Origin of the sequence: Acinetobacter sp. YH12200, from assembly GCF_013418175.1 — a bacterium.
Taxonomy (GTDB): domain Bacteria; phylum Pseudomonadota; class Gammaproteobacteria; order Pseudomonadales; family Moraxellaceae; genus Acinetobacter; species Acinetobacter pseudolwoffii.
Genome location: NZ_VPCO01000023.1, coordinates 25627 through 47077 on the forward strand (window position 1 = coordinate 25627; position 21451 = coordinate 47077).

Consider the following 21451-nt stretch of genomic DNA (forward strand, 5'->3'; position numbering starts at 1 on the left):
TTATTTAGCAACTTAAGCTACCTTTGTACTGAACTACTACCCTTCTTTTTCGTGGATTGCATAAATATTTTAAAAATTAATTCTTTAGTTCAGATTGTTTTCATCTGAAAATGATCAGTTATCCAATAATTACAACTCCATTTAAAAGATTTCTGATGATTTTATTACAAAAAAAATAGGTCCCCTCAGGAACCTAATTCATTTCAATGACCTACTGTAAATGTGTTTCTTTCCAAAGCATTATTTCATTAAAGTCATAATAAACACCAGATTGTCTGGTTTTTCCAGCCTTCAACGCTTTCGGAAATTTTTCATCAACTGATGAAATTTTACGTAACTCGCTTTCTGAAAATCCTAAGAATAAACATACTTCTTTCTTCTTTAAGCGAAGCGGTTTGAGTATGCAATTGTTTAATATCACATCAAACATATTGTCTGCAGACATCTACAAAATCCACAATTATTAAGATGATTTCAAACTAGCATGCTTCAAAAAAAACCTCTGTGTCAGGTTAAAAAAATGCAAAAATAGTAAAAAACCGACTAAAAACTAGCCTACTTAGACCTTAAAGACCTCTCTAGCACCGCAAATTTGCTCAATATGATCAGCCCAGAATTGCATAATTCCATACCGCTCCCTTAGATGCGCACCTTTGTCGTAAGCCCCCTTCACGCCAGACTTTAGATGAGCTAATGCAGCCTCTATCACTTGCTCTCTATCACTATAATGATCATTCAATTTTGTAGACGCAATATGGCGAAAACCGTGCGGGTTTTGTCTCCCAAAGTAGCCCATTCTATTTAGTGCAGCATTAAATGTTAAATTCGAGATTGGCTTATTAACACTGTCTCGTGCTGGAAATAGATATTCACTCTCACGTTTTGAAATTGATTTTAAAGTATTTAATAAAGTTAAAACTTGAGAAGATAAGGGTATTCCATGCTCAATCCCTCTCTTCATCATTGAACCTGGTCTAATCCAAACTCGTTCTTCAAAATCAAATTGCTCCCATTTTGCATTTCTCAACTCGCCTGGGCGTGGGAACATCAATATGAGTAACTCAAGCCCTATACTGATTTCTGGTGATCGATATTCTCTAATTTTCTGAAGCATCTCTGGAAGTTCATTGATTCCTACATGCTTCATATTATCGCCTTCACCTTTATCAAGAAATTTAGTAATACCGATAAGCGGGTTATAATTTGCTTTGTCTTTAAATACAGCAAGATCATAGGCATTTCTACAATATGATACGAGTTTTTCGATGCGATTAAATATTTTGTCTTCACGTTGCTTTGTTTGAAAAAATTCAAGCCATTCTGCTGATCTAATGTCTTTGAACTGTCTTTTACCAAAAACTGGTAAAAGGTGCTTTTCAATCGATTGAACTTCCTTTTTGAAGGTAGCTGGCTCCCAAGTATTTTTTTTGGTATCAATCCAATCCCTCATTAATTGTTCAAAAAGTTCACTTTGATCTTGCTGAGCTTTTAGCAAACGATCTTGACGAGTAACAACTTGAAGTTCTCCAGACTGATACTTTAAAGTCTGTGAGCGGGCAATTTTTACTGAAACATCCGGATAAGCCCCTAACCCAACCCATGCCCATTTACCTTCATTATTTTTCAAACGAAGTTGCCACGACTTCTTGCCAGAGGTTTGAACTTTCATATAAAGACCAGGAATATCCGAAATACGATACTCTTTATCTTTTGCTTTTATAGCTGCATATGCCACATCTGATAAAAGTTTATTTCTACTCATAATCTCTTGATTACTCAGCTGTTATTAACGATTGTGTATCCTCAGTTATAATTATGTTTAGGGATACAAGCAAGGATACAAACTAGCTGTTCCTGTATGAGTGTATATGAGTTTATAGTAGGTATAAAAAAACCCTTAATCCGTTACGAATTAAGGGTTTAGATGTTATATGAGTGCATATGATTTAAGAATTTGGTGGGTCCCAGACAGACCAATATGCCAAATTTTACCAGTGCATGCTCGGGCACAGACTGAAGCTGATCTCGATTAAAGCTCATGTAACTCCGCAAGGTCACTGTGCTGAACATGCTTGAGCAGAAAAAGATTTAAAAAAATCAAGCCTGTTTGTGCCGACATTTTACTTGGCTAGTTTTTGCGTCATACGAACACAGTTCCGCCCATTATTTTTCGCTTCATACAGCTTATTATCTGCCATTTTAAAAACCTGTTTGACGCTTACTGAATCTCTCGGCCAGAATGCGATACCCACGGAAATGGTAACTTCTTTGATTCCTTCAATTTGACTCACTTGCATACTCGTTCTGAGACGTGCTGCTGCATTGAAAGCAACACGAATATCGGAGGTCATCATCAATACGATAAACTCTTCCCCACCAGTGCGACAGCAGAGATCATGACTTCTGAAATTTTTCTGCATTAAAAAAGCCAATCGCTTTAAAACCTCATCTCCGCGGTCATGTCCATAGCTATCGTTGATCTTTTTAAAGAAATCAATATCGATAGCGAGTACCGCAAAATGAGTACCCGTACTGATTAATTCATCCAGAAGATATTGCATGCCACGACGGTTATAAAGGCCAGTCAAGGGGTCAATATTGATATGTTGGCGTAATTCTGAGATCTTGTTATTAAATGTTTTGGAGCTCAAAAGTAGCGAGGCCCTAAACTTGAATACCTCAAAATACCAGGGATCAACCTGACTGATTTTATCCTGAATATCATTTCGATTTAACATACTGGCCATTTTCGCCAAACGATTCAGTGGCGAAGAAATAAATAGCGACATCCGCCAGACGATAAAGAAAATAAACAGATAAAAGATAAATATGCCAATAGAAACTTTTAAAATTAATTCATTGGCCTGTTTAAGAAGTTCATCCGTAGGTTGCTGTGAAACCACAATCCAGTTCACACTGGGAACATATGCAAAACCGGCCAGGTTATCAATCCCCAAGCTATTCGTTAGACGGACGGATCCTTTCTTGTTTTCATTGATATAGTCAAGACCAGTATTATTTACAATTTTTTCGCCAATCCGACTCGAATCTGGATGGAAGATAATACGGTTCTGCTGATCAATCACATACATATAACTTTTTTTGAAATCAAATTGATTGAACAGCATTTCACTGATTAAATTATTCTTCTGCAGATAAATCGTACCGCTGATAAAGCCCTTATAATTTTGATTCACATCGTAAATAGGCTGTGATATCAACACAACCAGATTTTTTTTGCTTGACCAATAGGGTGCCGAAATATACGCCTTTTTGCTTTTAAGTGATCCAACAATACCCGCTGTATTATAGGGCGTGTGGAATTTTAGGTCTAATGATACTGGTGCATAAGCAAGTATCTGATTTTGCTGGCCCACCATAAAAACACTGTTAAAGTTATTCGACTGGTTTTTGAGCCGTTTGACTTCAGCCTGTCGCAGTGGCGTATTGTAAAAGTTTTGCCCTAATTGCTGAGCACTATACTGCAACTCCTGCAACATATTACTGACATCACGATTCACCCCCATCGCAATCTTGGCTGCGTATTTTTCATTTATAGAGAGTGAATTCTGAATTAGTTGCTGTTTAACCACATAATTCAGAATAAACAGGCTAATCACAAATAAAAAGGAAACGCTGAGGATCGTTGAAATCAGAATCAGCTTGCGTAAATTCAGATTCAAAGATAGAAGTATTTTATATAACAACTGAGACCCCAGGTACCTTGGGTTGTATTACTCTGTTTAATTTAACATAAATACGCAAACCCAATGCTACAAAATCACTTTCTAAAACTTAGAAAAACATTCTAAATTTACTGCCTAAACCCTCTCCAAAATGTTGAGCTGAATAGGGCAATAAAGCTAAATCCAAATCGGACATCAGTCATAATAACAGGGCTTTGCATCTTTCTAAATACCCTACTGTGACTTTCAGTATATTCGGTTGATGAATAGAACAAATGATTGGGCAGAATAGGCATCGAGTATTTAGAATAAATGAAACCAGCCCTATCAGCTAAGCTGTATGCTGTTATGCTCCAACTAATCAAAGTTATGATTCAGTGCTCGATCCAGCAATCATACAAATACGGTCAGAAATTTATTTAAGTGCTTTTTTGATTTTATTGATCAATGTACGGGCTGCATCATAATCCTCAAAATCAATATTGATCGTCCCTTTATTTCCCTGATTTGTCGAGGAGCTTTTAATCACGACTGAAAAAGCATTCGATTCAAGTGGGATAATTTCTGCCGAAACAATATGATCAGCGTTAAGGAAAAAATCTTTTTTTAATTGAATTAACATTTTTTATTCTCGAGTAAAAAACAAGCAATATTTATAGCATATAAATTCAAAAAGTATAAAAATCGGCGAAATTTCAATTGAACAAAGCACTGTAGCAAGTTGCTACAGTGCCTTCATTTTATTTTTTCAGCATTTTTTTCAGCAAATTTTCCAGCTCTTGTAAATTTTGCTCATCAAATTCACTCATTTTTAATGACACTTTTAAAATGTTGTGATCAAACTTAATATTCCCTGCGACTTTTCCATCATATTCAATTTTATGCACGATTGACGTTTTAATTGGCTCTTTGTTTTCTTTCGACTTTAAAATTTTTTCTGCCAATAAGGCCAGTTTTGTTTGCTCAACTTCTTTTTTCAGTAATTTCGCCCAAGCTTCTAGCAGTGCTTTTTTAGCATTACTGTAATTCTCTTCATAATCTGAAAGAAACTTTTTCACAGCTGTGGCGGCAGTGCGTGCCAACAATGTCGGTTGTTGTTCTAAATCGGCAATCAGTTCTTTCGGTAATTTTTCGAAAGATAGATATTTATACATATCCTCTCGATTCATGCCTAATGATTTTGCCAGCTTTTGCTTGTTCTTTTTTAATTTCTCATCCAGAGAACTCAGACCGACATAAATTTCATAATCTGTTAAGTCTTCCCGTTTTAAATTCTCAGCCAAGGTTAACAGTGCAACTTCTTCATCTGATGCATCGATGACAATCACTTCAATGGTGTTTTTATTGAGAATTTGATGCGCTTTCAAGCGTCGTTCACCTGCAATTAACTCATATTTGTCCTGTACTCGCCGAACTGCAATCGGCTGCAATAATCCAATCTCCTCAATCGAGGCTGCTAAATCTTCAATATCTTGCTGATTGAATATTTTTCGTGGCTGATTGGGACTAGGTTGAATGTCTGTAATTTGGACATTACGACGTAATTCTTTCACATCGTTGACATGCTCTTGCTGAGCTTGTTGATGCTTTTGAGTATTTTGCTGAAGACGTTGTGCCAACAATTCTTTTGTACTTACCATAGGATTCTCAGAGTGCCTTTATTCAACACGATTGATGATTTCTTTCGCTAAATCTTGGAACGCTTTACGAACTTTAGAATTTTTATCTACGCGCAACAATGGCTGTTGTAAAATTGCTGCTTGATTGACTTTCGTACTCATTGGAATGGTCGTTTTTAACAATTCGCCGACCTGGCTTAAAGCTTCATCTCGTATCAGTTTACAGACGTTTTGACGTTCATCATGTTTAATCAGCAAAGCACCTAACAGTTTCAATTCGGGATTGACCCGTCTTATTTTACTTAAATGGTTAATTAAGTCAGTGACACCATATAGGCCATATTGTGAACCGGATTCAATCGGCACCATAACATGGGTAGATGCAGCCAAGGCATTACTGGTCAGAAGTTTTAGGCTTGGAGGACAGTCAATCAGGATGAAATCATATAATCCGTTTAATAATTCCAACTTGTTAGAGAGCTCTTCAGAGGGTCTTGGGGCATCATCTTTAAGTTGGTCTTCTGTTTTACCTAAAGTAAGTGAACCATAAATTAAAGAAACATTTTTAAAATTGGTTTCTTCTTGTAAGGCATCAGACAATAGGTTCAAATCACCTACCAGTAATTCAGCAGAAGTGGTTTCAACCTCACTCGGATGTCTTAATCCGATATGTAAACTTGCATTGGCTTGTGGATCTAAATCAATCACCAATACTTTATGCCCCAAGTCTGCTAGCTCTGCAGCCAGATGAACAACCGTGGTGGTCTTCCCGCAACCACCTTTATGGTTTGCTACAGCAATAATTTTAGTCGATTTATTTGTCATATCAGACCCCATTCGAATGATCCTAATATAGTGGAACTTGTAGCAACTTGCTACACTTTATTTGAATGATATTAAAGTACGAATCAATATCGGCTAACAAAGAAAACAAATTAAAGTTTTATATAAAATATAGCTAGCTAATTATAATTAGTATTAATTAATATAATTAAGTAATTATAATTAGGACAATTTTTCCCTTTTTAAAACAATATCTTACGTCTTTAAAGGTGGAAGGTTTGTCACCGAAAAGTGGAAGGTTTGTCACTGAAAGGTGGAAGACTTGTCACTGAAAGGTGGAAGACTTGTCACTGAAAGGTGGAAGAGCTGTCACTGAAAGGTGGAAGACTTGTCACTATGGTGGAAGACTTGTCACTGGTTTAAAAAAAAACATGAAATTAAGTTATAAAAATATTTAAATTCAAAACTTTAATCTGTTGATAAGTATCATGATCTGACTTTAAAGGTGGAAGACTTGTCACGCTTATTTTTATACTTGTGGATAAGTTATGTTTTCCCTTTAAAAATTGCAAAAAAAAGTCCGATTTAGTACTTGATTCTCTCTAAAGGTGGAAGCTTTGTCACTGAAAAGTGCTAAACCAAATGATTTTTTCACTTATAACGGTATTTTTGGCCACAAAAAAATGCAAAGAAAACGATTTAAGCTCTTCTCAGTTGATAAAAGTGGAAAGCTTGTCACTAATAAGTGGAAATTTTTTCAAAGTTTCCACCTTTGGGTTAAGGATTAGGCTAAATCTAAAAAAATGATGACATGCTTTCCACTCTTGATCTTTAGCACATCCTTTTAAAGGGATAAGCACTTAAAGTGAATCTGTAAGGTGAAGATGTTGAATGTTATTCCACTTTTATGTATAAATAGGGGGAATAACTTTTAATTTTTCACTTATGAGCGATTTTAACGAAAAACAAGAAATAGAATATTTACCTTATTGTATCGGCAATATTCGACAGAATGGAGTGGTGAGTACCAGTAACCGCTTAATTCGCCCTATTGAATTGTCTTCTAATGAATATAAGGCACTGCTTTATGCAATGGCGGTTGCAAACTATGGTGAAAAAAATAACCAAGATCGTGAAATTACCGAGAAAACCTATATCTATCTGCATAAAGAAGATTTGGGGGAATTGTTAGGACTCAATAAGAAGAATTCCATTAATGTGGCTATTGACCGGATTTATAGGGAACTTTCATCTCGGGTTGCTCATTTTGTAATTGAAGAGCCTGTAGATGACGTCAAGCGTAAAGTAAAAAAAGTCCATTCTGTGGTACCGATTATCCGGGAACTGCGCTGGGAAGATGATGCCAAAAATGCCTTGCAGATTCGCTTTACCAGTGAAGTGCTGCCTTACTTCACCCGTCTGGCCAGTGGGAATTTTACCACTTACCAGTTGAAAGATTTATTTGCTTTAGACTCTGTCACAAGTATGAGTCTATATTCTTATATTGTTAAAAATGAATTTAAGTATGCGAATCTCGACACCTATGAAGTTGAACTCACCTTAGAGAATTTAAAAGCGTTGATTGACATCGGTGAAAAAAAATATGACCGCTGGGTAGATTTTAGGCGTTATATTCTGGATAAAATTGTTGAAGAAATTAATACTAAAACCAGTCTGCAACTAGAATATGACACCATTAAGAAAGGCCGTCCTATTGTGGGTGTGCGGTTTAAAATTATGAGTGGAGATACTGAAGCGGCTCTCCCGCAATTTAACGAAAAGACTCAAATCTATTTGGATGTAGATTTTGATGATAATGCCATCGTGAAAGAGTTGGGGGCAAAGTTTGATATGACCGTACGTTCCTGGTATATCTATGCCAATGATCCGAATTATACGCAGTTCAGCAAGTGGTTTAAGATCGAAGGCTGTTTAACCGATTCTCAGGCGAATGTTATTGTGAACGATATTATGTTTCAAATGGATTTTGCTGTGGCCGGTGCATCCATGAATGATTTCAAGAAAGAGATGAAATATAAGCTCAAAAATGATCCGACTTTTGTTCAGGAAAATCGCGAGCGTTTGAATGAGATTTTTGGTAAAGAAATTATTTAAAAAGTGTAGCAAATTGCTACAGCGCATTGAAAAACATTCCGAGTGAATGATTTTTTTTTGCATGTCTGACATTTTTCGCAAATAACTAGAATATTTCTGGTACATCTTTTTAGTGAGATTAGCGGGCGCTCATTGGGAAAATGTCGCAGTTCGGACTTGCTACATCTTGTCTAAAATACAAGTGAAAATACCTAAATTCTGAATATCTAAAAAGTGTAGTAAGTTGCTACACTTTTTTCTTGGGGTCAAAAACTTACTATTATTCACGCCATAATCCCACGAAAAACTATGTCTTTTGCCACCTTCTTACGATGGCATGATTGAAAATTTTAGGCGAAATCACTGGATTAATGAGTTCGTGATTTGGACTGTCATAATCATGCCCAGGTGCAACAGCTACAAAAAATCTGGAATATTGCCAATACCTTGACTGGCATCATAGAGGGAGAATTTGAAGCCAGAGACGATAAAAAATGTACTGGAATATTACGAGTTCTCCAAGCATTTGTTGCGCAAGGAAGAACTTAAAGACTCGCCAAATTATAAGGTGAAGCTATTTGAACGGGATAATGTGTTTAAACATCTGCTGATTAGAACACAGCAGTTGATTGAAAAGTTTTATGTGGAGTTTTAAAAACAGCCCGTGATGTGATCCGGGACAGGATGGGATCATGTTACAGCAGTGAATGATTATCTGGAGGCATCTCAGTTCATGGATTTAACTGAAGGTATCAGCGCTTATGTCAGTTGAAAGACTCCTTCGATTTACAGGAATTTTGCCAGCCATATAGTGTCTAAAAGCAATCGATTGACTTATGCCAACGGAAAAAGAAAGTAAATAGTAACAGCTCAAAGAGGCATGATGCCTCCTTATTTATTTTGTATGCTAAATAGCCTAAGTATGGCAGGCCATTACTCAAATAGAAGAAAAGATTTTAGCAGTGATTCAGTGCAATGACCGGGATTTATCATATAGAACGGAGCAAAAAGGGACTTGTGAAAGCGTACCAGTAATCACTTCTATTTTTTTGAGCTTATTTAACAACATCCTCAATTATTTTTTAAATTAAGTTGCACTCAGGTGGCAAGCTGACCATGCCAGAAATCTTTAGCTATCCGGCCTCACCGCATCTGGCATCTGAACTGGATCGGCGTTCAATCGATTTCGAAAAAATTCAGCAGGCAGCCACTATACTGGCCGAGCGTTATGACCGGGTTCTGCTTGAAGGAGCGGGTGGATTAATGGTGCCGCTGACCCGGGACATGCTGACGATCAATTATATTGCAGCGCATCACTACCCTGTCATTCTGGTGACTTCAGGCCGTCTGGGCAGTATTAATCATACTCTACTGAGTCTGGAGCTACTCAAACAACGTGAAGTCACGCTTTATGCTGTGGCATTTAACCATGCTGATGACCACCAGGATCAAACGATTGCGATGGATACCATTCAATATTTAAAGGAGTATCTGACCCGGTATTTTCCAACAGCCGTATGGCTGGATATCCCTAAGCTTGCATGTCACGCTTAGACACGCCGTACTTTATTTCAATGCTGAGCCCACCATAGGGTCGACGGGCATTGAAAGAGAGCTGATAGCCATATTGTTTTAACAGGTTAGCAGTTAATGCCAGTCCTAAACCATGGCCATGCTGCTGAGCAGATTTGCGCCAGAAGCGTTGTCCTAAATGTTGAATATCTTCTGCTGTAAGTTGCTGGCCATTATCTTCAATCACCAGGCAACCAGACTGCATGGAAATCCAAATCTGTTCAGCCTGTGCATGCAGCAGTGCATTCTCAAGCAGATTTTTCAGTACGGTATACAGCACAAATTCAGGTAGCTGAATTTCGCCTAGACTTTCCCATTTCACCTGTATTTTTTTGTTCATTTCTGGATAGCGTGTACCTAAGTCTGCAAGAACTTTCTCAAGTGTGGGGCGAAGCCAGATGGCCTCAGTCATTTCCTGGAGACTGTTTTCTGATTGGGTCAGCAATAAAAGCTGCTCGAGTAATAGTGTATAACGCCGGATACTCTCATTGGCCTGCTGCAAATTGTGCTGAATGGATTCAGGCAGGTTCTGCTGCTGACCGATCAGCTGTGCCAGTTGTACATGGGTTTTAATTGCGGTCAGGGGACTGCGTAATTCATGTGCAGCATAGGCACTAAAGGCTTTCTCCTGTTGCAGACTGTCATTGAGTTTCTGAATCAACTGCGTGGAATTGTTGACAAAAGGCTGTACTTCTTGGGGAATGCTTGCAGGCTTGAGCTGCATTAAAAAATCTGCCGCCTCTGAATAGCTAAGGTTTTTCTGGTTCAGGTATTGACTGAGCTGATCCAAAGACCGGAACTGTCTGCGGATAATAAAGATGATCAGGGCAATACAGATTAGCAGTGAGAAGACCAAGGGAACCAGTACGGACTGTAGAATCTGCTGTAGTAAGGTATCCCTCAAGAACATACGTTCTGCCGCCACCACCTGAATATCACCACGACGCAGGACATAACTGCGCCATTCCGTATCACCCTGCTGCCAGGTGCTGAATCCTTCTGGTCGCTGGCTTAAATTTGGGGGGGCACCGCGTGTTTTGGCAATGACCTGATTATCTAACGAGATGTCAGAGCTAAAAAGAGAGACTTCACAGGCAATTAACTGGTTTGCATCATCATTCTTGGCTAATTTGGATAAGGTTGCATCCCCCAGACTATCCAGCGGTAGCTGCTGAATCAGCCGGGCAACCATTTGCGCAGATGCCGATAGGCGTTGATCCAGCGTGTCTTGTAAACGTTGTTTCAGGTCAATATACAGCCATGAAAATACCGCACTCCACAGCACAATAAACACGGCCAAAAGACTCATGGCCAAACGCCATTTCAAGCTGTGCTTAAACATGACGATGCTCAAACGGTTTGAAAATATAGCCCACACCACGAACGGTCTGAATCAAGTCTGGATGTAGTTTTTGTCTCAGGTGATAAATGTGTACATTCAGGGCATTGCTCTCGATAGCGTCCTGAAAACCATAGAGCTTGTCAATAAGCTGTTCATTTTTCAGGATCTGGTTGGGGTGGCTCATCAGGGTTTCCAGCAGGCTGAATTCACGGCGAGATAAACTCACGGCCTGGTCTTGGTAGGTCACAGTCTGGGTATCCCGATTCAGAACCAGGTCATCAAATTGCAGTGTATTCGAGGCAAAGCCGCGGTGGCGACGGGTGAGGGCATGAATCCGGGCAATCAGTTCCTCCAGCTCAAAGGGTTTGGTCAGGTAGTCATCGGCACCGGCATTCAGGGCCTGAACACACTGATCGGTCCGCAGCCGTGCCGTCAATACCAGTACCGGGAGATCAATCTGGTCGCGTCGCCAGCTGTGCAGCAAGTCCAGGCCATCCTGATCCGGCAGGCCTAAATCCAGTAAACACAAATCGACAGCACTATGCCGGATAAAATAATCTGCAGCACGTGCGTGACTGACATGCTCCACTGAAATATTCAGATAGTTCAGAGCAGCACAAATGCTCTGTGCGATATAGGGATCATCCTCAACCAATACAATAAACATAGAACATCCTGATCAAACTGCCATTATTTTATAAATGATTTGGGCTGTTAATGTTGTCTTAATTTTAGTTTTTCAATAATGCAGTCCTAACAGGAGGAGATCAGCTGGATGTTGAAGTGGATATTGGGTGCCGTGATCGGCGGTGGAATCATGACGGGAACTGCACATGCAGACTTTTTACCACCGGATCAGGCTTTTCAGTTTCAGGTGGTTTCTACAAGTCAGGATCAGGCAGAGCTTAGCTGGAAAATCGCAGAGGGTTATTATCTGTATCATGACCAGCTTAAAGTGTCTCATCAGCAGACCCCAGTCAAGTTGGCATTGCCCAAACCTGAAGACAAAGATGATCCCAATTTCGGTTTGACTCAGGTGCATTATGGGCAAGTCAAAACCAATATGAATGTCCAGCCCAACCAGCAGTTTGCGGTGCAGTGGCAGGGCTGTGCAGAAAGCGGTTTATGTTATCCGGTGCAACGCACCACAGTAAAAACTGATGCAGATGGTTTATTTCCAGCGCAAAACTTGAGCAAGCCTCAAAAGCTGCTGGCCAGCACTACACAGCCAGAAGCAAACGAAAAGATTTTGACTACTCAGAAAGATGAGCTCCAAGCTATAGGGCAAACTCAAAGTACAGATCAAGCACTGGCTGAAGAAAAGGTGGAGAAAGTGCAAGTCGCTGCAGTTTCCGACCCTGTCGTGCAGCCTGAGGTGGAATTAACAGAGAAAAACGACCAGCTTATTACAGACCCTAAAAATCAAACTTCATCAGCAGGCATGAATGACCAGTGGAACAATGACCAGTATTTTTTAAGTTTGCTGTCGAAACAAGGTCTGTTGATTAATGCTCTGATTTTTCTCGGGCTTGGCATTCTGCTGGCATTTTTACCGTGTTCTTTACCTTTAATTCCAATTTTAACGGGAATTCTGGTTCAGCAGCACCGGGGCTACCGTGCTGCACTGATTGCGCTGGTCTTTGTTTTGGGTATGGCACTGGTCTATGCGGTCATAGGACTTGCTGTGGCACAGCTCGGTTACAGTTTTCAGCGCTGGTTTCAAAGTCCGATATTCATCAGTATTTTCAGCATTCTGTTTGTTTTGTTCGCGCTTAATCTGTTCGGAGTATTTCAGCTGTCCTTACCTCAAGGCATGTTACAGCGGCTGGATCAATGGCAGCAAAAGCAGAAGGGTGGCACGCTGATTGGTGCTGGTCTCATGGGCATGATCGCGGCACTGATTGTCGGGCCATGTATGAGTGCACCGTTGGCCGGTGCCTTAATCTATGTGTCTCAGCTTAATCAACCGATTTTGGGTGCCAGCTATCTGTTTGTCTTAGGCCTTGGGCTGGGCTTGCCACTATTTATCGCAGCTGTATTTGGGTCCCATCTTTTACCCAAACCTGGCATCTGGATGGATCGCCTGAAGTTTAGTTTTGGCTTTGTCATGCTGGCCCTGGCCTTGTATTTTGCCCGCCCCCTATTGCCCGGCATTTTATACCTGAGCCTTTTGGGTGTAGTACTGATCACCTGTTCAGGCTACTTCTTGTTCAAGATGCTGCCCCATGTGCATCGGTCTGTATCGAAAATAGTCCTGATGCTGCTCAGTGGTTTACTGGTCTTTGCAGGAGGCATGCAGCTCTATCATGTCTGGAGTCAGGTACAGGTCGCCCATGTGGAATCACGGCTTGAATGGCAGAAGGTCAGTACAGCCGCAGAATTGCAACAGGTTTTAGCCAAACATCCTGCACAGCCAGTGGTAATTGATGTGTATGCGGACTGGTGTGTGGCCTGTCAACCGATTGAAAAGGAAGTGATTCCACGTAGTGATGTCCAGACGGCTTTACAAAATGTGGTTCGTATCAAATTAGACCTGACCCACTATCATCCAAGTCAGGATGAGCTGCTAAAAGAATGGCAAATCCTCGGTCCACCCACCTTTATATTTTTAAATGCAGCGCATCAGGAGCAGCGTGAGTTGCGCTTGACCGGAAGCTTTAGTGCGGCACATTTACTAGGCACATTGCAGCAACTACAAGGGGAGCAACTATGATGATTTCCAGTGATGCGCTGCATCTGGGACCTTTGATGTTGCCCTGGACACTCATGATTGTTGCCACTGGCTTGATGCTGTTATCTGCCGTCCTGTTTGGATTAGCCAGAAAGTATTCATGGTCTAAACAGCTGCTTGGACAAAGTCAGGATTTGCTCTGGAGCAGTTTTCTGCTAGGGATGCTGGGTGCACGTCTTGTTTTCGTTCTACTCAATGCCGAGCTGTATTTTGTAGCCCCCATCGACATACTGAAAATCCAGGACAAAGGTTTTCATTTATGGGGCGGGGTGCTGATAGGTACTTTATGGTATGTCATTCGCAACAGACAGTTGCAGACCCGATTCAAAGCCATCTTGCTGATCATCTTTGTACTCTGGGTCGGGCTTGGGCTCGCGTTCAAATCCAGTCTAAAAACTGAAGCAGCGTTTCCTGATCTAGCCTTTGCTGGACTAGAACAGGAACGTCTGGGTACAGATAAGATTCCACTCAGCCAATTCATTGGCCAGCCCACGGTAATTAATTTGTGGGCGAGCTGGTGTCCGCCGTGTCATCGCGAAATGCCGGTATTGGCCAAAGCAGCCAAGCAGCATCCTCAAGTGAATTTTGTCATGCTGAATCAGGGTGAGGAGGTAGCCACCGTAAATGCCTATTTAAGAAAACATCAGTTTCAATTTAAACATGTCCTGCTGGACCCATATGGTGAACTGCCACAGCAGCTGAATAGTTTTGGCCTGCCAACGACGCTGTTTTTTAATGCTCAAGGCCAGCTGGTCGAGCGGCATATGGGGGAACTCAGTCCGGCCATGTTGCAGCAATATTTAAACAGAATTTCAGATCAACCTTAAAAAAACGGAAGGACTTAGTATGAACAGAATTTACCGGGTACTGGGTGCAGGCATGTTCCTGATCATGAGCATGCACACGCAGGCGAATATTAAACAGAATATTGAAAAACAGGGTTTTGTGTTTGTAAAACAGATTCCGGCACCGCAAGGAATGACCGGTTGGGTGGGGCATGAAGACCAGTACTCCAATACAGTATTTATCTCCAACGATGACAAATATTATATCAAGGGCGAACTGTTTGATGCGCAAGGGAAAAGCCTGTCCAATGAGCAGATTGAAAAGCATATGAAAAAAGCGGTATTGGATGATGTCTGGAAAACCCTGGAAAAATCGACCTGGATTCAGGATGGCAAGCCGGATGCACCACGAGTGGTTTATGTCTTTTCCGATCCGAATTGTCCATATTGCTATAAATTCTGGCAGGCGGCTCGGCCTTGGGTCGAATCAGGCAAGGTACAGCTGCGTCATATTCAGGTCGGTGTGATCCGTGAAGAAAGCCGTGGTCAGGTGGCAACATTGTTAATGTCGAAAAATCCAGCAGCAGTTTTTAATGATATAAACAAGAATAAAGGCAAAAAGCAGCTCAAGAAAATGGCAAAGATTCCTGCAGAAATTGCTGCAAAAATTGATGCCAACCAGGCCCTAATGGGGAAATACGGCTTTTTCTCCACACCGTCGATGGCCTGGAAAAATAACCAGGGTGAATTTAAATCTACTCAAGGCCTGGCGATGGACGTCAAAGAAATTTTTGAACAATAAGATCGGATGAGATATGTCCACTTTGGATCATCCACGGGTATTGTTTGCTTTGGAATGAACCGCTCTGGCAGGGAACCGGAATGGTCTGACATTAATTGCATTTGGTTTTGTGATTGAAAAATCCAACCGGCTATTGTAATTAGTCGATCATGAACGTTATGCATAAAAAATAGCCTATGCACAGTGGATGGGGATTGCGGTGATTGTGTTTTGCATGTTGGTGAATATCGCCTCAATCCTGCAATATCGAGGGGGATGGACATCACTGGGACCGCCGGAATTTATTGAAGGTTATTATACCCAGCATCCTGTATGGCTAAACCTGTTTACTGCTTTTAGCGGGCTGCTTCTGATCATTTCTTTTTGGTTGCATTAAGAGGAGGGCTAGGCGCAATACAGCTCGTACAGCTTTTGCATCAGGCTCAAGACCTTGGGATCACTCAGACGATAGAAAATCTGCTTGCCCTCACGTCGGGTGCCAACCATGTTGGCCTTACGCAATACAGTCAGCTGTTGTGAAAGTGTAGGTTGATGAATGTCAGTAGATTCTTCAATTTCCTGAACATTCATTTCCCCATCGACCAGGACACATAAGATTTTCAGACGATCAGGATTGGCCAAAACTTTTAGGCATTGGCTGACGAAATCGACTTGAGAAAAATCAATTTTGGCATTTTCAGCAATCATATCCATAAATGTCCTCACAACTTTTGATGTAGCCCGTGCAGTTTACATAATTTACCATAAAACTGCTTGATTAATATTTTTTATTATATAATATAAAAAAGTATATTGTATAGGGATTAATTCATCATGCATGACTTCCTCATCGCATTTATTGGCGGCTTAATGCTCGGGCTTTCCGTAGTTGGTTATCTTTACGTCAATGGCCGTATTGCAGGAATCAGTGGTTTGATTGGGCAAGTATTAAACTCAAAAACCATGTTTAAAACGCCTGCAATCTGGTTTTTATTAGGCTTGATCCTCACACCGTTTATTTATGGTCTGTTTGTACAACCTGAAATCGAATTGAATGCCAGCCCACTGATGATGATTGTGGCAGGTCTGCTAGTGGGCTTTGGGACACGCTTAGGTTCGGGCTGTACCAGTGGTCACGGAATTTGTGGCATCAGTCGCCTGTCTAAGCGTTCTATCATCGCGACCATGACTTTCATGTTTGCAGGTTTTGTCGCTGTTTATATTATCCGTCATATCACAGGAGCATTCTAAAATGAAAAATGTGTTTGCCTTTTTATTTGGTGCGCTGTTCTCTGTGGGATTGATGGTATCAGGCATGTCCAATCCGGAAAAAGTACTCGATTTCCTGGATCTGTTTGGCGATTGGGATGCCAGTCTGGCCTTTGTCATGATGGGCGCGATTGCGGTGGCCTTTATTCCCTTCCAGAAAGCATTACGTACGGCGCAACCGAAAACAGTATTTAATGACCCTATTGATTTACCTAAAAATAATCAGATAGATAAAAAACTGATCACAGGTGCGGTTTTATTTGGTGCAGGTTGGGGCATTGCCGGCATCTGTCCGGCGCCAAGTTTCACCTTGATCGGTTTGGGCCACTATCAAGTGCTCTATTTTATTGTAGCAATGCTGGTGGGTGTATGGATTCACCGTAAATGGTCAGGAGCTTAACGATGTCAAACTTACCTATAGTAAAAGATTTTTTTCACGAAGATACCAATACCTTCAGTTATGTTGTACGTGATCCTGCAACCAAAGCCTGCGCCATTATTGATAGCGTTCTGGATTACGATCCGGCATCAGCAAGTACCTCAACTATTCATGCCGATAAAATTATTGCCTATATTAAAGAGCAGGGTTTAACGGTCGAGTGGATTCTGGAAACCCATGTCCATGCTGATCATCTGACTGCAGCGCAATACCTCAAAGCTGAGTTAGGTGGCAAGATTGCCATGAGCCAGAAAATTGGTATTGTTCAGCAAACTTTTGGCGCGATTTATCATCTGGATATTAAACAATGGAATGCCCAGCAGCTCTTTGATTATTTATTTGAAGATCATGAGTCGTTCCAAATCGGAACATTGAAAGCCTATAACATTCCAACACCGGGACATACGCCTGCTTGCCTGAGTTATGTGATTGGTGATGCGGTTTTTGTGGGTGATACCCTGTTTATGCCAGATTATGGTACAGCACGTTGTGACTTTCCGCGTGGCAGTGCAGAACAGCTTTATGATTCGGTACAAAGCCTGTTTCAGTTGCCAGAAGATACCCGGGTCTTTTTATGTCATGACTATTTGCCTGAAACACGTGAATCCTATGTGTGTGAATCTGATATACAGACACAAAAGACACAGAATATTCATATTCATCAGGGAATCAGTAAAGCTGAATTTGCTCAGATGCGCAACCAGCGGGATTCAGGACTGAGTATGCCTAAACTGATTCTACCGGCGATTCAGATCAATATGAAAGCAGGGCAGTTTCCTGAGCCAGAGCAAAATGGTGTTTCTTACCTCAAGCTTCCTCTTAACTACTTCAAATAAGCTTGTGTCGTGATTCAACAAAAAGTTCAACCTTTATTGAATCATTTTTGTGGATAAGGGAGAGGGCGATGTGGGCATTAATACTGGAAGGATTGGCGATTGGTGGCTTGCTGGGTCTAACCGGTGCTGGTGGCGGCATTCTGGCTGTACCGGCACTGATGGCGAGTCAGGGTTGGACGGTAGCTCAGGCTGCGCCGGTGGGCTTGCTGGCAGTCACGCTGTCGGCCTTGGTTGGAACGTTCGAAGGTTTATTCAAGCGTATTGTACGTTATCGCGCTGCGCTCTGGATCGCACTGATCAGTATTCCTTCAGCCCGTTATGGCGTGCATCTGGCTGATATCGTTTCTCCAGTCTGGCTGACGCTGGCTTTCAGTCTGGTCATGCTGATTGTTGCTTACCGGATCTTCTTTAATAAAGTCCATGATCATGGTAATGCACCGTGCAAGGTCAATCAAACGACCGGTCGTCTGATCTGGAATGTGAAAACGGCCTCCTTTCTGGCTGGTATTGGTGTAGTGGCAGGTTTATTAACGGGTCTGCTTGGCGTTGGGGGTGGTTTTGTTATTGTTCCAGCCCTGCGTAAATTCACCGATCTCGATATGCGCAGCATCGTGGCGACCTCTCTCATGATTATTTTCCTGATTGGTGGGGTCAGCATTTCTGCACACGTACTGGAGGGCTTTCAATATCCTGTTTCGGTCACACTGGCCTTTGTCCTGGCCTGTATTGTCGGGATGTTCATTGGACGCAGTCTGATGCATCGGATTGACAGTAACAAGGTACAGAAAATATTTGCCACAACCGTGGTTGGGGTAGCTATGTATTTAATCTATTCAGCGCTCATGGGCTAAAACAGACGATTAAGTACCTAAACTAAAGCGCTTTAATCTCCCTGAGCATCGTTTATGCAATGTGAATATCGTTTTAATGGCCGAGGAAGAATGAAAATGATGAAAACTGCAGAGCAATTGATCCGGAATGCAAAAAGCCGGATTCAGGAAGTCAGCGTAAATGAATTGTTTGAGGCGATGCAAAACCATAAAACCATACTGATTGATGTTCGGGAACCAGATGAATTCCAAGCAGCAGCGATAGACCGGGCGGTGAATTATCCACGTGGTATTTTGGAAATGCGAATTCACCAGCATCCCTTAGCCAGTCATCATTGTGATACCCAGCAGGCACTGGAACATCTTAAAGATCAGCCGATTTATTTGATTTGTGGTACGGGTGGACGTTCAGCACTGGCAACCGATACCTTACAGAATATGGGTTTTACCCAGGTCAAGTCGGTTCAGGGTGGTTACCAGGCCTGGCTGGAACAGGGCTATCCGGTAGAAAAATAAGCTATTGAATATATAAATGAATGCTGATTTCTTTATTTGAGGTGAAGCAATGAAATACAAAGAATTAACCCAGAACATTTCGGGCAGTTTAAGAACTTTAAGTCAGGATTCGCCTGATTTAATGAAAAGTTTTAACCAATTGTCACAGACTGCTATGCGTGATGGCGTGATTGATCCGAAAACCAAGGAGTTAATTGCCTTGGCGATTGGTGTGGCGGCACGTTGTGATGGTTGTATCGGTTTTCATGTTCGAACCTTAGTCAAAATGGGCATGACCCTACGGGAACTGGAAGAAGTTTTAGGCGTTGCCGTCTATATGGGTGGAGGACCTTCATTGATGTATGCCGCAAATGCCCTAGAGGCATTTAAAGAGTTTTCCAGCTGATTGAATCGTTTAGTAAATGGAGGCTGAAATGAGTCAGCACTGGAATGAATTGTATGCCCGGACGCAAGATCTGTATGGCACAGCAGCAAATCTTTTCATTCAGCAAATTTCGGACAAAATCCGAATAGAGGGTAAAACACTGGCAATTGCTGAAGGTGAAGGACGGAATATCTTATACCTGGCTGAGCGGGCAAGACAGCAGGGTTACCCTTTTTCAGCGGAAGTCTGGGATTATTCTGATGTTGCTTTGACGCATCTGTCCAGCAAGGCTGAAGCCCAAGGGATAAAAGTTGAACTTAAACATGTTGATTTAACAGTAGCTCAATGGCCATCGGAGTTTTATCAAAATGTGATCTGTGTATTTGGTCATTTCGATATAGAAACACAAAAACAGGTTTTAGAAGGCATAAGAAAATCCTTGCTCAACGGTGGATGGTTTATTGGTGAGCTATATTCAAAGGAACAGATCGACTATAAAACCGGTGGTCCTTCAAATGTCGAATATTTATACGATCCTCGTTGCATTCTAGAAGTCTTCGGACAGGACCACATCCATCACTTTTATGTCGGGGAGCAAGAAAGGCAGGAGGGAAAATTACATTGTGGTAAATGCCATGTTATTCAATTTGCGATACAAGTGAGGAAGTAGAGCATAAGTGAATTTAATACATTTTGCTGACGATAAGGTCCTGCATTCTCATCATCAATATTTTTAGGGGGGATTACCATTACCGTAAAAATTCTCATTAAGACTAGGGAATGTATCTTTTTACTGATCTGTACCTTTTTTAATTTTCCTCTGTTCTTTAATTTAGTACCATCAATATAACTTACGCTGACGAGCTGGATTCACTGAATGAAGTATATGGAAATCAGAGATTTGATTGAGGCTGAATTGAAAAAATACAGTTCTAATCAAATGATTCCATCGGAACGGTACTTGGCATTAAAGTTTGACTGTTCAAGGGAAACAGTGCGTAAGGCCTATGAACAGCTTCGTGCCGAAGATAAAATTTTCAAACGGCAAAATCTCGGCTGGTTTGTGAGTAATAAAAAAATTCAATACTATCCAAACTCAATTGAAAATTTTAGTTCTTATATGAAGGCACAGGGTTTTAATGCCAGAACAGAACTGATCTCGACCAGGCAGCTGGAGCGATTTGATCACAGTGATGTTTTTAGTGAAGCCACTAGAAGACTCGGCTTTATTGAAATTATCCGTTTACGTTATGCTGATGATGTACCGGTACTCCTAGAATATAATTATCTACCTGTTGCGCTGTTTGCAGATGTGCTGAATTATGATGTGATTACTTCGGTCCAAGATGTCATTAAAAATCACTTTGAATACGATTACACGAGTAGCCAGTTAAAAATTAAAAATACCGGTGTGTCTCATTTTGAGAGCCAGCACTTGGGTATTCCTTTAAGTCAAACTGCCACTTATATTGAACGTATTTCAAAATCAGATGATCTAGTGATTGAATATGACATCGAAATCTGGTCACAGGACAAAATTGAAATGACCCTAGATATTCACGCATAAGCTTATATTTATATCCTGCCCATTCAAATCCTAAAAACTTAAGTGTTTTTAGGATTTTTTTATTTTTAAAATAATTTTAATTATTAAGCATTCTATTTTTATATTTAAAAGGGGCTTTGTTGCACAAACCTATCTGTAAAGGCTTTTTCAGCGATATAATTTTCAAATGAAGAAGCCTACACACAAAATCTACCGCACAACCAATTGGCCCGCATATAACCGAGCACTCATGAGTCG

Annotated in this window: 21 protein-coding genes and 3 pseudogenes; 15 read left to right on the forward strand and 9 right to left on the reverse strand. The window is 41.0% G+C overall.

Annotated features, from left to right (window positions below; translation table 11 throughout):
- Positions 1-211: 211 nt before the first annotated feature.
- The 6 genes from FTU90_RS13240 to FTU90_RS13265 form a co-directional block, all read right to left on the reverse strand.
- On the reverse strand, positions 212-445 hold the full coding sequence (locus FTU90_RS13240; protein ID WP_180072830.1) for an AlpA family transcriptional regulator: 234 nt from the start codon (positions 443-445) through the stop codon (positions 212-214).
- Between the two features lie 114 nt (positions 446-559).
- Positions 560-1762, reverse strand: coding sequence for a tyrosine-type recombinase/integrase (locus tag FTU90_RS13245; RefSeq protein WP_159138851.1), 1203 nt, complete (start codon positions 1760-1762; stop codon positions 560-562).
- A gap of 358 nt (positions 1763-2120) precedes the next feature.
- Complete coding sequence (locus FTU90_RS13250; RefSeq protein ID WP_159138852.1) at positions 2121-3707, reverse strand: sensor domain-containing diguanylate cyclase; 1587 nt, start codon at positions 3705-3707, stop codon at positions 2121-2123.
- Between the two features lie 394 nt (positions 3708-4101).
- Positions 4102-4308, reverse strand: coding sequence for a hypothetical protein (locus FTU90_RS13255; RefSeq protein ID WP_074382693.1), 207 nt, complete (start codon positions 4306-4308; stop codon positions 4102-4104).
- A 118-nt stretch (positions 4309-4426) separates the two neighbouring features.
- Entirely contained in the window at positions 4427-5326 is a 900-nt protein-coding gene (locus FTU90_RS13260) for a ParB/RepB/Spo0J family partition protein (protein ID WP_005093722.1), read from the reverse strand.
- Positions 5327-5344: 18 nt separating this feature from the next.
- The gene (locus tag FTU90_RS13265) at positions 5345-6130 is read right to left on the reverse strand and encodes a ParA family protein (protein WP_035337428.1); all 786 of its coding nucleotides are present in this window, start codon (positions 6128-6130) and stop codon (positions 5345-5347) included.
- 903 nt (positions 6131-7033) lie between these two features.
- On the opposite strand from FTU90_RS13265, the gene FTU90_RS13270 reads away from it, so the two are divergent.
- The 3 genes and pseudogenes from FTU90_RS13270 to bioD all read left to right on the forward strand — a co-directional run.
- Positions 7034-8203: a replication initiation protein gene (locus FTU90_RS13270; RefSeq protein ID WP_005093725.1), complete on the forward strand. Its 1170-nt coding sequence runs from the start codon at positions 7034-7036 to the stop codon at positions 8201-8203.
- A 445-nt stretch (positions 8204-8648) separates the two neighbouring features.
- Positions 8649-8837: pseudogene (locus FTU90_RS16180) on the forward strand (hypothetical protein); the annotation flags it as partial.
- A 452-nt stretch (positions 8838-9289) separates the two neighbouring features.
- Positions 9290-9736, forward strand: a pseudogene (bioD, locus tag FTU90_RS13275) (dethiobiotin synthase); the annotation flags it as partial.
- On the opposite strand, the gene FTU90_RS13280 reads toward bioD, so the two are convergent.
- A complete protein-coding gene (locus FTU90_RS13280) occupies positions 9714-11096 on the reverse strand; it encodes an ATP-binding protein (protein WP_180072832.1) in 1383 nt (460 codons plus the stop codon). The pseudogene bioD and the gene FTU90_RS13280 overlap by 23 nt on opposite strands.
- The gene (locus FTU90_RS13285) at positions 11089-11763 is read right to left on the reverse strand and encodes a response regulator transcription factor (RefSeq protein ID WP_005093734.1); all 675 of its coding nucleotides are present in this window, start codon (positions 11761-11763) and stop codon (positions 11089-11091) included. Before FTU90_RS13285 ends, FTU90_RS13280 begins: the two co-directional genes overlap by 8 nt.
- A gap of 108 nt (positions 11764-11871) precedes the next feature.
- On the opposite strand from FTU90_RS13285, the gene dsbD reads away from it, so the two are divergent.
- The 4 genes and pseudogenes from dsbD (at position 11872) to FTU90_RS16245 (ending at position 15790) form a co-directional block, all read left to right on the forward strand.
- Positions 11872-13809 carry a protein-disulfide reductase DsbD gene (gene dsbD, locus FTU90_RS13290; RefSeq protein ID WP_074382695.1) on the forward strand — a complete coding sequence of 646 codons (1938 nt, stop codon included), beginning with the start codon at positions 11872-11874 and terminating at the stop codon, positions 13807-13809.
- Entirely contained in the window at positions 13806-14654 is an 849-nt protein-coding gene (locus tag FTU90_RS13295; protein WP_016659405.1) for a TlpA disulfide reductase family protein, read from the forward strand. The genes dsbD and FTU90_RS13295 overlap by 4 nt, the downstream gene beginning before the upstream one ends.
- A 19-nt stretch (positions 14655-14673) precedes the next feature.
- On the forward strand, positions 14674-15414 hold the full coding sequence (gene dsbG, locus FTU90_RS13300) for a thiol:disulfide interchange protein DsbG (RefSeq protein ID WP_016659404.1): 741 nt from the start codon (positions 14674-14676) through the stop codon (positions 15412-15414).
- A gap of 64 nt (positions 15415-15478) precedes the next feature.
- A pseudogene (locus FTU90_RS16245) lies at positions 15479-15790 on the forward strand (DUF202 domain-containing protein).
- 8 nt (positions 15791-15798) lie between these two features.
- Here FTU90_RS16245 and FTU90_RS13310 read toward each other — a convergent pair.
- Positions 15799-16107 (reverse strand): metalloregulator ArsR/SmtB family transcription factor, encoded by a 309-nt coding sequence (locus tag FTU90_RS13310; RefSeq protein ID WP_005247061.1) that lies wholly within the window; start codon positions 16105-16107, stop codon positions 15799-15801.
- A 120-nt stretch (positions 16108-16227) separates the two neighbouring features.
- Between FTU90_RS13310 and FTU90_RS13315 the strand changes: the two genes are divergently transcribed.
- The 8 genes from FTU90_RS13315 to FTU90_RS13350 all read left to right on the forward strand — a co-directional run bounded on the left by FTU90_RS13315 (position 16228) and on the right by FTU90_RS13350 (position 21214).
- Entirely contained in the window at positions 16228-16644 is a 417-nt protein-coding gene (locus FTU90_RS13315) for a YeeE/YedE family protein (protein ID WP_016659403.1), read from the forward strand.
- A gap of 1 nt (position 16645) precedes the next feature.
- A complete protein-coding gene (locus tag FTU90_RS13320; RefSeq protein ID WP_053579073.1) occupies positions 16646-17062 on the forward strand; it encodes a DUF6691 family protein in 417 nt (138 codons plus the stop codon).
- A gap of 2 nt (positions 17063-17064) precedes the next feature.
- Positions 17065-17937 carry an MBL fold metallo-hydrolase gene (locus tag FTU90_RS13325; RefSeq protein WP_053579072.1) on the forward strand — a complete coding sequence of 291 codons (873 nt, stop codon included), beginning with the start codon at positions 17065-17067 and terminating at the stop codon, positions 17935-17937.
- A 68-nt stretch (positions 17938-18005) separates the two neighbouring features.
- Positions 18006-18788, forward strand: coding sequence for a sulfite exporter TauE/SafE family protein (locus tag FTU90_RS13330; RefSeq protein ID WP_074382697.1), 783 nt, complete (start codon positions 18006-18008; stop codon positions 18786-18788).
- Between the two features lie 99 nt (positions 18789-18887).
- A complete protein-coding gene (locus FTU90_RS13335) occupies positions 18888-19283 on the forward strand; it encodes a rhodanese-like domain-containing protein (RefSeq protein ID WP_035337430.1) in 396 nt (131 codons plus the stop codon).
- 49 nt (positions 19284-19332) lie between these two features.
- The gene (locus FTU90_RS13340; RefSeq protein ID WP_005093752.1) at positions 19333-19668 is read left to right on the forward strand and encodes a carboxymuconolactone decarboxylase family protein; all 336 of its coding nucleotides are present in this window, start codon (positions 19333-19335) and stop codon (positions 19666-19668) included.
- A gap of 28 nt (positions 19669-19696) precedes the next feature.
- On the forward strand, positions 19697-20317 hold the full coding sequence (locus FTU90_RS13345; RefSeq protein WP_005093755.1) for a class I SAM-dependent methyltransferase: 621 nt from the start codon (positions 19697-19699) through the stop codon (positions 20315-20317).
- A 207-nt stretch (positions 20318-20524) separates the two neighbouring features.
- Positions 20525-21214 carry a GntR family transcriptional regulator gene (locus tag FTU90_RS13350; RefSeq protein WP_180072834.1) on the forward strand — a complete coding sequence of 230 codons (690 nt, stop codon included), beginning with the start codon at positions 20525-20527 and terminating at the stop codon, positions 21212-21214.
- Positions 21215-21451: the final 237 nt, after the last annotated feature.